The 13,533-nt window shown below is 45.2% G+C and carries 11 protein-coding genes; 7 read left to right on the top strand and 4 right to left on the bottom strand.

The genetic code is table 11. From position 1 onward, the window contains the following. Nucleotides 1-6: 6 nt before the first annotated feature. Genes AC1DLI_RS14530 through AC1DLI_RS14520 form a run of 3 tightly spaced genes read left to right on the top strand, consistent with a single transcriptional unit; the run spans nt 7 to nt 5,353 of the window. Nucleotides 7-4,158, top strand: coding sequence for a hypothetical protein (locus AC1DLI_RS14530; protein ID WP_477603682.1), 4,152 nt, complete (start codon nt 7-9; stop codon nt 4,156-4,158). Between the two features lie 42 nt (nt 4,159-4,200). Beyond that, a complete protein-coding gene (locus AC1DLI_RS14525; RefSeq protein WP_477603680.1) occupies nt 4,201-4,701 on the top strand; it encodes a phage holin family protein in 501 nt (166 codons plus the stop codon). After that, the gene (locus AC1DLI_RS14520; RefSeq protein WP_477603678.1) at nt 4,691-5,353 is read left to right on the top strand and encodes a peptidoglycan recognition protein family protein; all 663 of its coding nucleotides are present in this window, start codon (nt 4,691-4,693) and stop codon (nt 5,351-5,353) included. The genes AC1DLI_RS14525 and AC1DLI_RS14520 overlap by 11 nt, the downstream gene beginning before the upstream one ends. Before the next feature lie 41 nt (nt 5,354-5,394). Here AC1DLI_RS14520 and AC1DLI_RS14515 read toward each other — a convergent pair whose 3' ends face one another. Then, a complete protein-coding gene (locus AC1DLI_RS14515) occupies nt 5,395-5,700 on the bottom strand; it encodes an STAS-like domain-containing protein (protein WP_477603676.1) in 306 nt (101 codons plus the stop codon). Next, on the bottom strand, nt 5,691-6,578 hold the full coding sequence (locus AC1DLI_RS14510) for an ATP-binding protein (protein ID WP_477603674.1): 888 nt from the start codon (nt 6,576-6,578) through the stop codon (nt 5,691-5,693). The genes AC1DLI_RS14515 and AC1DLI_RS14510 overlap by 10 nt, the downstream gene beginning before the upstream one ends. A 364-nt stretch (nt 6,579-6,942) precedes the next feature. On the opposite strand from AC1DLI_RS14510, the gene AC1DLI_RS14505 reads away from it, so the two are divergent. The 3 genes from AC1DLI_RS14505 (at nt 6,943) to coaD (ending at nt 9,685) form a co-directional block, all read left to right on the top strand. Continuing rightward, complete coding sequence (locus AC1DLI_RS14505; protein ID WP_477603672.1) at nt 6,943-8,208, top strand: DNA polymerase IV; 1,266 nt, start codon at nt 6,943-6,945, stop codon at nt 8,206-8,208. A 387-nt stretch (nt 8,209-8,595) separates the two neighbouring features. Then, the gene (rsmD, locus tag AC1DLI_RS14500) at nt 8,596-9,189 is read left to right on the top strand and encodes a 16S rRNA (guanine(966)-N(2))-methyltransferase RsmD (RefSeq protein ID WP_477603670.1); all 594 of its coding nucleotides are present in this window, start codon (nt 8,596-8,598) and stop codon (nt 9,187-9,189) included. After that, nucleotides 9,176-9,685, top strand: a complete 510-nt coding sequence (gene coaD, locus AC1DLI_RS14495; RefSeq protein ID WP_477603668.1) for a pantetheine-phosphate adenylyltransferase — start codon at nt 9,176-9,178, stop codon at nt 9,683-9,685. The genes rsmD and coaD overlap by 14 nt, the downstream gene beginning before the upstream one ends. Before the next feature lie 24 nt (nt 9,686-9,709). On the opposite strand, the gene AC1DLI_RS14490 is transcribed toward coaD, so the two are convergent. Next, entirely contained in the window at nt 9,710-10,945 is a 1,236-nt protein-coding gene (locus AC1DLI_RS14490) for a nucleoside recognition domain-containing protein (RefSeq protein ID WP_477603666.1), read from the bottom strand. A 208-nt stretch (nt 10,946-11,153) separates the two neighbouring features. Between AC1DLI_RS14490 and AC1DLI_RS14485 the strand changes: the two genes are divergently transcribed. Further along, entirely contained in the window at nt 11,154-12,212 is a 1,059-nt protein-coding gene (locus tag AC1DLI_RS14485) for a S16 family serine protease (RefSeq protein WP_477603664.1), read from the top strand. 15 nt (nt 12,213-12,227) lie between these two features. Here the strand turns inward: AC1DLI_RS14485 and AC1DLI_RS14480 are convergent, their stop codons facing one another. Further along, on the bottom strand, nt 12,228-13,487 hold the full coding sequence (locus AC1DLI_RS14480) for a nucleotidyltransferase (protein ID WP_477603662.1): 1,260 nt from the start codon (nt 13,485-13,487) through the stop codon (nt 12,228-12,230). Between the last annotated feature and the right edge of the window lie 46 nt (nt 13,488-13,533).

The following is a 13,533-nucleotide window of genomic DNA, read 5'->3' as shown; positions in this document are numbered from 1 at the left end:
GATTAGATGGCGTCAAAGTATGATGTTGTAAGACAGCAACGAACTCAACAAGGTTCTGCAGCAAAAGAACGTGTGTTGTCTGGTGTATACAAACAACAAGCTGCATCATCTACCAGTAAATATGATGTAGTACGTAATCGTACATCTGATCTTGTTGGTATAGAACCTGATATTCGTGCGCTTGGTCCTATAGCTTTTGATCCGTTTAAGCAGAATCAAGCCAATAAAGACTTTTTCCAACAGATGCAACAACCGTCCCCGCCGAAGAAACCTGTGCCAACATCCTTACCGTCCGTCGAAACTCAATTGCGTACAGCGACCTCCGTATTCAAGGATAACCCTGTCCCGACCAGGCAACAGTGGATGGACGATCAGCGTGCTAATCGTCAACAAACAGCTGGGGATAACCCTGTGGCTAAATTTGCCACAGGGTTATGGGAGCCGATCGCAACAACGATCGACGCTGCTCAAGCCTATATACCTGGACTTTCGTCATTTCAACGAGGCGCGGCTTCCGCGCTAAACGTTGAGGCAGAGACAGCGCCTGTTACAGGACCGATGATAATTAATAAGCCAGCTGAGATTGCCGGAATGCTGGCTGGGGCTCTATCTGACCCATCGAATATTGGACAAAACCTCGTGACTGCTCCTTACAAAATTGCGAATACAGCAGTGCAAGGTACGAAATTGGGCAGCAAGTTGACCAATGCAGCACAGTCAGGTGTAACTAAAGGTGTTAATGCAGTTAATCCTATGCTTAACAAATCCGGTATAAACATCGGAAGCAATTTAACATCGGATTTAGCAGAAAGGGCATTGACCGGTGCAGTGGCCGGAGGAATTCAAGGCGGCGTGATTAGTGGAGTACGAGGGGAAACAGATTTAGATCAGCTTGGAATGAATATAGGTATAGGTGCAGCACTTGGCGGTGTCGGTGATGTTGCATTAACAGGGCTGGGCGCTGGACTGAGCAGGCTATTTAAGCGCAATGGTGTTCCGGAAGCAGAAGTGCAGAAGGTTCTTACACTGCCTGCACCTCAGCCTGCTCGTGTTCGTGGAAATGCTAATAATGCTGTGAATGATGAAATAATGACAGGTTATGTTGGTCCTATCAATGCATTACCTGAGCCCAATATCAGTTCGCCAACTACTGCACGAATTTCTAAACCTTCCAATCCGTATCTTGAGCAATTCGAAAACCTTATGGTAACTGCACAACGTATGCAGCAAGAGGGCAGATTCACGCCTGGTAGAGAGGACGCTGATCTTGAATCGTTGTGGACACAGATGGCACCATCGGATGGCGTCAGCTTGGACGAGCTTATCTCAAGAGCGTATCCTGCAAAGCGGCCTATAGCTCCTGATCTAGTCGATCGGGCTAGGAATTATCAGGCAGCAAGAGAAGTAGCCGGGGCTCCACTACCTGTTAAGACAATGGACGAGCGTTATGTTACTGGCCCTATTGCACCTGCAGCATCTCCACAAACGGTAGCTGGCCGCGCTCCGGGGTTTCCAGTATCGACGAGCGGACCATTACGGAGAAACGAAGTGATTGTTCAGAATTCTGATGGCACAACTACTGTTGTAATAAACAATCCAAATCCAAGGGTAAGTCGTGCATCACAGGTTACTGGACCTGTGGGAAATCCTAAGGTACCAGTTGAATCAATCGCACCGCCGAAGTACAATTCAGCAAATCTATCGGCAGAAGAAAAATTGAGTATCCGAAATGATCCGGATATTCCTTTTTCGATGTCTGATGATGTAGATGACATCATCATTCCGGAAGACGAGACTATTGCACCTTCAGTGCGTAGCCGGCTATCAAGTTTCGCGGATGATCTAATTAATTCATCTAAGGCTGAGCTTGCAAAAGGTGTGAATCGGTTAAGCAGTAATCCGATTGACATCTATGCTCAATATGCAAAGCTGACAGCGGGATATATGTTAAAAGGAACTGTGAAACTCGCTGATATTACCGAACAGCTTGTTAAGGATTTTGGCGAAGAGATCCGGCCGCATGTTCGTAAGATATTTCAACAAGCGAAGCCGATCTATCAAAGCATGAACAAACAGATTCAATCGGAGGAACTCGGCTTATCAGGATTTGAAGCTCAAGAGCTTAAAGATTTATCAAGCTTAAATTTAAATACCGCGGATGTATACCGTAATTTTAAAAAGGTATTTGGTGAACATTACCCTTCTGTTAAAGCAGCGGTTATTGATCCTTTTGATAGAGCTAAAGGCAGCTATGCAGAAGAACAAAAAACGTTAACCGACGCACTTTATAAAGATATTGTTCAGGGTCTCGGAATAAGAAAGGGGAGTGCTGATTCTGCTCTTGTACAACAGTACGGCGAAAACCAAATAGACTTAGCCGCATTACAGGCTAAATCTGATAACTGGGAGAAGATTGTAGAGGCTGATCAGTGGTTCAGACGACAGTATGATTCGATTTTAGACAGAGTAAATGCATCTATTGCCTCTATATATCCGAATAACGCCGATAAACTAGTGCCCAAGAGGTCTGATTACTATCGTCACTTCCAAGAACTCAAGGGCTGGGAAGGTCTTGTAAATCTCTTTGATTCAACATCTGGCAAGATCAATGCAACATTGTCAGGAACATCGCCCTTCGTTCAACCTAAAACCAAGTGGGCTAGCTTTAAACAGTCTCGCGGCTTAGGCGAATTTAAGAATGATGCTGTTGGTGGATTTCTTGATTATATCCCAGCTGCTTCTTATGCGATTCATATCGATCCTCAGATCTCAACCTTTCGTAATCTTGCAAAGCGGCTTGCCGAGGATACGGATCAGACTAAAAACATTAATAATTTTCTTGCGTTTGTCCATAACTATGCGAATGATATCGCGGGTAAAACATCGCCGCTGGATAGATGGGCTGAGGCTGTAAGCCCGTTTAAAAGTGGTAGAAATCTACTACACCTAATGACAATGGCAAATAACAGGGTAAAGTCAAACGTAATATTAGGGAATGTTCGCTCAACACTGTCTCAATTAGCAAATATTCCGAATGGTATTGCATTCGGGGGAACTGATGCTCCCTTAGGAGCGTTACGCACAATTGAAAGTATTTATTCACCCAATGAAGCAATGCGAAATTCGGATTTTCTAAAGGAACGTTACATTGATAAGTCTTTTAGAAGATTTAATGATAACTGGTGGCAGCAACCGAAACGTTTTGCTGAGGCCATCATGGAGATCAGTGACCGGGTTGGAACTTCTTTTATTTGGAACACTGCATACGTCAAAGGCCAAAAACAAGGATTGGAAGATCCGATTCGATTTGCTGATGAGCAAGCTAGGCGACTTGTTTCTGGTAGAGGTGTCGGGGAGCAACCCTTATTAATTAAATCAAAGACGTTTAATCTTCTAGCGCCTTTTCAGTTAGAAGTAAATAACTTATGGCGCGTAATGAAGGATTTCGTGGATGAAAAACAATTCGGATCGATGGCTTTGTTATTCGTTTCTAATTTCCTACTAAACAAAGCGTTTGTTGCTGCTACGGGTAGTGGTGTGGTGCTTGATCCGATCGATGCAATCTATGATGCGGTAACTGAAGATGTTAGCCTATTGAAACGTGGGGGCCGTATTCTTGGAGAAGGTATGTCAAATATGCCAATGGGTCAAACAATTGCCGCTGCATACCCTGAATATGGTGCAAATTGGTTTGGCTTGGATTGGCCTACTCGTGAAGAATTTTTCGGAAAGAAAGACCCAACACGTTTTGGCGGCGGGCTAATAGCAGCAAAAGGGTTACAGGACCCGATATTCAAACTACTCTTGCCGTTTGGTGGGAATCAATTGAAGAAAACGATTCAAGGCGTAGACTCCTTAGTAAGAGGAGGATCATATACCGAGGACATTCTCACAACGGGTCCACAGATAGAAGAACCGAGCCTGAAATTTCCGGTAGATTCACAAAATCCAGCGGATATCATCCGGGCAACTCTATTTAGTCCCTACGCAACGAAAAAGGGACAAGAGTATACAGGCAAGGAGCGAAGACCATTAAGCGGAAAACAAACAAAGAAATTTAAGAATTCAGCGGATGGAGCAGCCTATTACGACGCACTTATGAAGATACGAGAAGCAGAGACTGAAAAAAGAAAACAAAAAGAACAAGCGAAAAAGTAGCTCCGCTCAGGCGGGGCTATTTACATTTAGGGGGATGACAACATGAATAAAGGCCAAACAATAATCACAACAGTCGGAGCTATAATCGTACCAGTATTTGAATTTGCATACGGAGCAGGTGAAGCGGTGTTTACTTCTATGATCACATTAGCATTTTTCATTTTGATGGATTGGATCAGTGGGATTCGCGCAGCCATGAAAGATAAAAGCTATGGCAGCTCCTATGGAATTGACGGCATATTTAGAACGTTTTTCATGCTGGCTCTACCAGCGGGCGGTCATTTTCTTGATCTAGTGTTTAATCTACCTGGCATTCTATTTGGTGCGCTGACAGCTGGACTGCTTTACCACGTTATTCAATCCATGGTCGCTAATGCGATTCGTGCGGGATGGGGGGAATGGATTCCGCTCAACGTGCTAGAGGTGTTGCTTAATTGGGTAGGCAGTGAGCTGAATAAGAAATTACAGAGAGCGACACAGCGAGGAGCAGTTACGCCTGAATTGACAGTAGTACCAGAAGAGGTGAACAGAGATGTCAATTAATTATGTAAAGGACCACATTCCAAAAGGGACGGCGTGCGGTCGTCGACCCGCGATACAAATGAATGCTACTTCTATTACGATTCACAACACGGCCAATCCGACGAGCACGGCAAAAAACGAAAGATCTTGGCTCACAAACGCAGCTAATGACCGTACAGCGTCTTATCATATTGTCGTAGACGAAAACGGAGCAATTGAATGTTTGCCATTAAATGAGAACGCTTGGCACTCAGGTGATGGCAGTGGAGCTACTAGCGGTAATCGAACCTCAATAGGAATCGAGATATGTGAGGGCGGCAATTATGCCAAGACGATGGACAATGCCGTTGAGCTAGTGGCTCTCAAGCTTAAGGAGCGAGGATGGGGAGTGGATCGACTGAAACGTCATTACGATTGGAATGGAAAGATATGCCCGCGTAAGATGTATGACGGCGGTACATGGCTGGGCTGGGTTGCATTTAAAAAAATGGTAGCCACAAAGATGCAGTCGCAAGTGGAGGAGGTGAAACCAAAAATGAAAGCAGAAGATGCGAACAAAATCATTGGCTTCTTGAAAGCCGCTTACGGAACTACTGAGGACAAGGAAGCGCGTAAAGAATATAGCCGACTTGCGAATGAACTACGTGCTGCTAGCGGACAACCCGTCCAATAAAAAAAGCCCTTGACCTTAATTGGTCGAGGGCTTTTTTTCGTTTAAACACTAATTAACTTTTTTCTCTCGTTTACCTCGAAAGAAAAACGTTTTTTAATCAGATCGTTAATCGATCGCGATGAATCCACAAAAGTGATATGTTTTTTAATAACATCAAAACTGTACGTCTCCAAAAGATCAATTAAAGCCGAGTTAATAAACGAGGATGAGACGCTGTCGACTCCTTTAAAAGAAACCTCGGTGGAATTTCCAGCTGTTAAGTTGTCATTTATTAATTTTCTTATTACGTCACCGTCTGAATTGGAATAGCAACGATCGATGTGATCAAGTACCACAATCACTCCCATATGAATTCCTCCTCTACATTTTCGATGGTATCAGTACGGAACTGGATATCTAATAGTGTTCCTGGATAAAAGCCTTCCACGTTTTCGTAAGAAATATCCATATTACCAAAACCATCATTCTTACAACACAGTATACCATGATTAGAGTGTATGTAAACCTCGCCACAGTTATTTTTAACCACATTATGTAATAACAAATCTAAGCCTGCACCTCTATTTCGAGGTGTGGTCTTAGTAGTGAAGCCTTCACGTATAGCCATCTTAATGGCCTCACCATCTGATAAAAAAGGGTGTAATTTTTGAATGTTAAACGGAATGCCTACACCAAAGTCGGAAATGGAGAGTGTTACTTTATTTTCATTCGGATAGTGTTGGATAAAAACACTACCTTCATGTTCGCTTGAGTGATCCTGTATATTGTTAAAAATTTCTTTCAGTGCAGTCTCTATATCAGCTAGAGATTTTTTGGTTAGGAATAACTTTTTAGAGAGCCAAGTCATAGCATTACTTAAATATTGAAAACTATTCGAGTAAGCAACGTTCGCTAACGGTAATGTTGTTGGACGTAATTTAGAGGAAGGATCCAAAGTTTCGTGTAAGTAATGATGAAAAAACATGGAATCATCTAAAAATGCCATTGGACAACTTTTTTTTGAGCGGTCAGGGAAATCATATTTGAAAGTGACTCTTGTCCCGTTTCGTCTTAGTCTACCAATAAGGTTACTTAAGACAGTTATACCAACTGGGAGAATGAATTTCAGGGTGGTGAAATCAAAGATAATATGATTTGAACGGGGGTTCATATCTGCGTCGATGGTCTCATCAATAAATCTATACATTGATGTTTTTGTAAATTTATTGGGGAGATAGATCTCCATGCTATCAAACTCCTATTTTAGACTATTTGCACAAGTCTACTATAAAAGTCGTATTTTGGCGATACACCGAGATATATAAGACACTGGTTAAATGCACTATAAAATTTAAAACAATTGAAATAAGAACATTTGTTTGGTATAAATATAAGAACATACATTCGCACAGGGGTGAAGGTCATGCTTGAAAATTATTTAGGCCAGACAGTACAGATTATCTATAATGATCGTAATCGCAATATATCCATTCGAACGATACAAATTCGTTCAATTAAGGACGGGAGGCTTAAGGCTTATTGTTTTACTGCAAAGGCCCTACGTATTTTTAATGTAGAAAACATTGTAGACGCGGAATTGGTGAAGCCTAATGCCTCGTGAAAAAGTAATCATGCTAGCTGACTGCCAATCCTTCTATGCCAGCGTAGAAAAGATGGAGTATCCCGAGTACCGCGATAGACCTTTAGTTGTTGCAGGTGATCCTGAGCGACGATCCGGAATAATATTAGCCGCCTGTCCGATAGCAAAATCGTTTGGTGTTACTACTGCAGAACGGATTGGTGATGCTCTAGCCAAATGCCCTAATTTGATAATAATTAAACCGAGAATGCAATTATATATCGACATCTCGTTGCTCATTACGCGCATTTATCAATCTTATACAGACCTCGTTGAGCCATACTCGATCGATGAACAGTTTATAGATGTGACTGGATCGTTGCGGATGTATGGTTCTCCTGAAAATTTAGCTCATCACATACAATATAGAGTCCAGGCTGAAACAGGAATATATACGCGGTTTGGAATTTCAGAAAATAAGATTCTTGCAAAGACAGCCTGTGATAATTTTGCAAAGAAAAATGAATCAGGTTTGTATATATTAAGGAAAGATAAGCTACATGAGTCACTGTGGACATTGCCTATTGAGAAAATGTTTATGGTAGGCAGCCGGATGAACCGGCATTTCAATTCAATGGGACTGGATACAATCGGAAAGCTAGCTACGACGCCTCTAGATAAGCTCAAGCAAATGATGCAAAGGAAATTTGGGAAGAACTCTGATGTTAACGCAGAAATGTACTGGCGTATAGCAAATGGTATAGATGACAGTCCAGTTACGCCGGGCACACATGAAATTGCACCAAAGTCTGTCGGTCATATGATGACCTTACCTCGAGATTATTGGCGGCTAGAGGATATAAAGATTGTTTTGCTGGAGCTAACGGAATTGGTATGCCAGAGGTGTCGGGGAAAAGGTTATATGGGCCATGTTGTTTCGGTAGGTTGCATGGGGGCGGATTATGAACGTCCTACGGGGTTTAGCCGCCAAATGAAAATGGACGATCCATCAAACGTCACAAATCAGGTGTATCGTGCTGCTGTGGAGGTACTGAATAAACATTGGGATGGGCAGCCAGTTCGCAAAATTGGTATCAGCCTCTCTCAATTGGTACCTGATGATCAGTACCAAGTGTCCTTATTCGATCCACATAGGGAAAAGGTAATGGCTTTAGAAAAGGCTACAGATGCGATAAAACGAAAGTATGGCGATTCTATAATATTAAGAGCAGCATCACTTACCGAGGCGGGCCAAGCGCGTGATCGTTCATCCAAAATAGGGGGACATTATAAATAATTGAGGAATGATCTCAAAAAACAGAACGACAAATGAACGACAAATTAATTTTATAGAGACTCGAGATAACTAAATACCCTTGGTATATAAGGCTTTAAACAAAAAATCGGGCACCCCTTGCGGGGTGCCCTTTTCATGGGAGAGGAGAAACCGGACGAAGAGCTTATGGGGAAACGTAAGTCTTCTCCGCGGTTGTCTACGACATCTTGCGACGCCGATAAGGTTATTTTGTCCTTTTATATGGTAAATATACACGATTGAGATAAAAAATTTAATGTTGTACTTAAAGCAGCAATAGACTCTCAATTTTTACGCGGGTCTTCACTTTATTATGAAAGGGATTCTATGGTACGATAGGCGGGAATGAGATAGAAGGGGGCAATTGCAGTGAGAGTCATTGCGGGCGAGGCCAAGGGCCGCACGCTTAAGGCTGTGCCTGGCATGAATACGAGACCGACAACGGACAAGGTAAAAGAAGCTATTTTTAGCATGATTGGTCCTTATTTCGATGGCGGAATGGCGCTGGACCTGTTCGCAGGTACGGGTGGTTTGGGTATTGAGGCTTGGAGCAGGGGAATAGAGCGTACGGTTTTCATTGATCGTGAGAAAATAAGCATCGACATTATCCGTCACAATGTTCAAACGGCGAATATGGGGAGCGCTGCTGAAATTTATAGGAATGATGCGGAGCGCGCATTGAAAGCGCTAGCGAGGCGGGGACAGAGGTTCCGGCTTGTTTTTCTTGACCCTCCATACAAAATGATCACGATGGACAGTTTGATGGCTCAGCTTATGGAGAATGAACTGCTGGAACCTGACGCCATTATTGTAGTCGAGCATGATGCTTCGCACCGTTACCCGGAGCAGATGGAGCATTTTGACCAATTAAAGTATGCAAAATACGGCGATACGGCAGTTACAATCTATCAATTTAACAGCTTAGAAAGCCATGACGGAAATGAGGCCGATGTTCATGAATAAAAAAGAGCGCGTAGCGGTGTATCCTGGTACTTTTGATCCTGTAACCTATGGTCATTTGGATATCATTCGCAGATCTGCTAAGCAATTTGACCGGCTGATTGTAGCCGTTTTAAATAATTCAAGCAAAAATCCGCTGTTCAGCGTCGACGAACGTAAGGCGCTTCTTACTGAGGTGACTAGTGATATTCCAAATGTGGAAATTGACAGCTTTAGGGATTTGCTCGTCCGTTTCATGAAATCACGGCAGGCGAATGTCATCATTAGGGGGATTCGATCGGTTACCGATTTCGAATACGAGCTGCAGCTAGCTTCAACAAACCACCTGCTCGATGCTGAAATCGATACCATGTTCATGATGACGAATCCAAAATATTCCTATTTAAGCTCCAGCATCGTGAAGGAGATTGCACAATTCCACGGTGCTGTGCATGAGCTGGTACCGCCCGTCGTTGAGAAGCAATTGCGTGAGAAATATAAAACAAAGAGCATAACTTAACTCCGGAATATTCCATTTTTCAAATTAAGCTTTATACCGATTTATTGGTTTGCGAAACGGAAGAAGGATTATAGAAACAAATAACCCGAGCAGTGCAAGCAGGAGACAAGCCGAGAGCGAGAATTGCCATAACAACGGAAGCTCGCCGGCTTTAATGACGACTGCGACCGTATGTTCCGGCAAGAATGATTCAGCGTTGACAAAGGCTGGCAGAGCCCCAGGGGCCAGAATAGGACGCAGAAGCGATAGAGCGGGCTTCCAAAGGAGCAGCATGAACAGTAAGGCGTGCAAGGCGTGTACGACGCGCCATACGACGAAAGGGAACAGCTTGAGATCGGTACCTGTTATGGAATAACCAGCCTGAAAAATGCCGCTAAGTCCGCTCCATGCAAGGACGGCAGCAATAGCAGCGGCATTGCTGAGCGTTCCGGTACCAGGTGCATCCCAAATAGCAGCCGAATAAGCTCCCAGATGGCCTTCGAAAAAAGCCTGACTTATAAAACTAAGCCCAGCCTTATCCAGCAGCGGAGAGAGAAGCGGTTCCGATAATTTAGCAAGAACAGCTGCAAAGATCATAAAGCCGCCAATCATCATAAGCTTCTGAACGCTGGCTGTAACGGCATCGCCAAGCGCTTTCCCAAAGCTTCGGCCATCCTGCTCCCTGCCGAGGCGAAGCGCCTCTGCTGAGCGCTGCAGGATACTGCTCCGATTCTCTTCCGACTTAATTTCAACAGCTTGGTTATTCTCTGTGTCATCTTTGGGCCGAACCAGCGTCATGAAAATCATCACCCACAGGGCTGAGAGCCATACGGCTGCTGCAATGATAACACCGACTATTGGCTTATGCAGGAAGCCTGCGCCGATGACCACGAGCATAAACAAAGGATTAGGCATATGGGCAAGGGCGAGCAGGCGTTGGCCCTGTTGTTTTGTCACGAGGTTTCTTTTGCGCAGGGAGGATGCCGCATCTGCACCAGCGGGATAACCTCCCATCCAGCCTAGGACAATAGCAAGCGACGCTTCCCCAGGAAGCTTGAACAACCGGTTCATGAGCGGCTGCAGCAAAGAGCTGACAGCGTGAGCGAGGCCAAACGAGGCAATAAGCTCGAATAATACTAGAAACGGCAGCAGGCCGGGAAAAACAATATTCCACCACACGGTAAGTCCTTGTAGGGAGGATTGGAAGGAAGCATCCGGCTGAAGGATGATGGCTACGACAAGCAGGATGGACAGGAACGCTAACATAACCGTTTTAGCCAATGCTACACAACTCCTTTATTTTATTGGGAAAATAAGTGTAGGGTCACATGGTTCGCAGACGAATGTCATGAAGAAATGGACAATCGTATACGTTAATTAGTACGCATGTTTGTCCATGGATAGACCAAGTGTCACGTTTTGCCCGGCAGGACAGCAGGATTGAGAACTCAATAAGAAATGAATAAATTGCTTGATCGGGGAGTGGCGGATGCGAAAGCAACGAACAGATTTGCGCAGAATAGCGATGGTCGTTGCAGCGACTTCAGCTTTGATGTGGGTGCTGTTATATGCTCCAACGCCTTATGTGGTTTATGAGCCTGGAATTGCAGTCCCCGTTAAGCCGATGCTGGCGATTGAAGCGGGAGACGAGCTTGGTGATGGGGATTTCTTGCTCACAGCAGTGAAGCTAACGGAGCCGAACTTGCTGAATGCCATCTCGGCTATGTTGAACTCGAATAAAGAGGTGCACCCAAAACGGGATGTGCTTAGGGGATATACGAAGGAGCAATATGCAGAAAGGCAGCAAGTGATCATGCAGGGGTCTCAAAATAATGCTATTGAAGCAGCGTATCGTTTTGCCGGTGTGTCTTATGAGAGCAAGCCGAATGGCATGGTTGTCTCCGAAGTTCTAACTGATGCGGCTGCGGGTGAAGTATCCTTTCAGGCTGGTGATTTGCTGCTAGGGATCCATGGTGAAAAACCTTCACGTAGCACAAATGAATTGCTTCAATCGCTGATAGGGATTAGCGGTGCTGCTGAATCCGTTGCTTTCGATATTGTAAGAAATGGCAAGCAACTTCAAGCAGTCGTTTCGGCGGATCGCTTTGTTTCAGTGAAGACAAACGTGAAGCTTTTGGATGCGCTCGGCATACGGAGTATAACGGAGCTGCACGTGCTGGAGCCGGCGAATCGCGATAACCGGATTACCATAACGGCCGATGAGATCGGAGGCCCGTCGGCTGGACTTGTCTTTGCGCTGCAAGCTCTGGATTTGCTTACGAAGGGTGATTTATCGGGCGGCAGCCGCATCGCGGCAACGGGTACCCTTGCGGTTGATGGCAAGGTTGGGGCGATCGGCGGCATTAAGCAAAAAATAGTCATCGCAAGCGAAGAAGGCGCCCAGCTGTTTCTGGTGCCTTCTGACAATTTCGAGGAAGCCGAGGCGAAAGTGAAATCGCTTGGCTCCTCGACAAAGGTTGTAAGCGTATCTTCGCTCCAGGAAGCTGTGGAACAAATTGGAATTTTCCAGTCAGAGGCCGGGAAGTAGCAGCCATGCAGATTTTTACTTCAACGAAGATTCAATCACGACCGGTCTTTCCGTAAAATCCCGGAACATCGATTGGACATTCGCAACTCCTGGAACGCCAAGCATATAAACACTGCTGGCCTGGGTGTCAAGCTCGAGGAATCGAAACGGTTTTGGAGGTCTTGCAGCGCTAAGCAGCACGGGAAGCTTGGCTGAATTTCGCATGCGGCGCAATAAATGCTTGCCTTTTTCGGTAAAACCAAGCACTCTTATATATTCAACACCCGCAGCGAGCTTATCCGAGCTGAAATCTTCTTTGCGATGTCCTAGCAAGATAGCGAGAAGTGACCGCTGCAGCTTTGTCCGCGTGTAGCGCTTGGTTTTCAATGCTGCCAGCAGGTCGTCGAAGCTTCTAGAGGCAAGGCTAGGCAGGGCATTGAGGATGCGGTGTTCCAAGCCTTCGTTAATCTCATGAAAATCCGCCAGTTCATTTGGCGAACGGGTTACGATCGCATGAAGCAAGGCGTTCGTGAAGGGCTGCCAACTGATCGGGCAGCGGCCTGAAGACCATTCCTCCTGCAGGATACGCAGCGTAGTCTCAGGAACGTATGCGCGCGCGTCTTCAAGTGAGCGTTGTTCGAGCAGCAGCTTACGAATCGCAGTCGCGCTAGCGATCTGGCTGTCTGACGGTGTTTCCTGATTATATTGCGCTTTCTCGCGAGTGATGGTGTAAGGCGCCATTTGGCACTGCAGCCGTTTTAAGGCAAGCAAATAATGGAGGCCTAACGTGTGGTTCGGCAGAGCAAACGGGAAATTTGCAGCAGAAGCATGTCCCAAATCTGCTAAATAAGCAGTAATGGCACTGCTGTATGCGCTGGGGTAACTTATTCCCGTTTGCAGAAGCTGTTTTAATAAAGCTTTGAAGGCAGGGGGCTCATGTGCTACGATATCTGCAGCCAAGAGCAGCGGCTCAAGCTCGCCGTTCTCCGTTCCGAAGCAGAAACTGTCAACGACACCTGTAGCCTCAAGCAAGGACACAGCACCGTAAGCAAACCATTCGGCAGCTTGCGTGGCGTATGCGACGGGCAGTTCGATAACGAGATCGCAGCCGCCTTCAAGCGCCATTCGTGTCCGAGACCATTTGTCGAGCAGGGCAGGCTCGCCGCGCTGCAGGAAATTGCCGCTCATAACGGCAACGACTGCGTCGGCTTGCGTTATTTTTCGCGATTGTTGCAAATGATACAAATGTCCGTTATGAAAAGGATTGTACTCGACAATAAGTCCGACTGTACGCATTCGTTTGGGTCCTCTCTCTGTTAAATGTTGGTGGTTTAACTATAGC

The sequence above is a fragment of the Paenibacillus sp. 01T443 genome, from assembly GCF_056398325.1.
Note: the sequence above shows the minus strand (reverse complement) of the source record. Positions and strands in the feature narration are given on the sequence as shown.

Coding starts and splice junctions, on each gene's coding strand:
- AC1DLI_RS14530 (WP_477603682.1), top strand. CDS start 7: ATGGCGTCAAAGTATGATGTTGTAAGACAGCAACGAACTCAACAAGGT.
- AC1DLI_RS14525 (WP_477603680.1), top strand. CDS start 4,201: ATGAATAAAGGCCAAACAATAATCACAACAGTCGGAGCTATAATCGTA.
- AC1DLI_RS14520 (WP_477603678.1), top strand. CDS start 4,691: ATGTCAATTAATTATGTAAAGGACCACATTCCAAAAGGGACGGCGTGC.
- AC1DLI_RS14515 (WP_477603676.1), bottom strand. CDS start 5,700: ATGGGAGTGATTGTGGTACTTGATCACATCGATCGTTGCTATTCCAAT.
- AC1DLI_RS14510 (WP_477603674.1), bottom strand. CDS start 6,578: ATGGAGATCTATCTCCCCAATAAATTTACAAAAACATCAATGTATAGA.
- AC1DLI_RS14505 (WP_477603672.1), top strand. CDS start 6,943: ATGCCTCGTGAAAAAGTAATCATGCTAGCTGACTGCCAATCCTTCTAT.
- coaD (WP_477603668.1), top strand. CDS start 9,176: ATGTTCATGAATAAAAAAGAGCGCGTAGCGGTGTATCCTGGTACTTTT.
- AC1DLI_RS14485 (WP_477603664.1), top strand. CDS start 11,154: ATGCGAAAGCAACGAACAGATTTGCGCAGAATAGCGATGGTCGTTGCA.
- AC1DLI_RS14480 (WP_477603662.1), bottom strand. CDS start 13,487: ATGCGTACAGTCGGACTTATTGTCGAGTACAATCCTTTTCATAACGGA.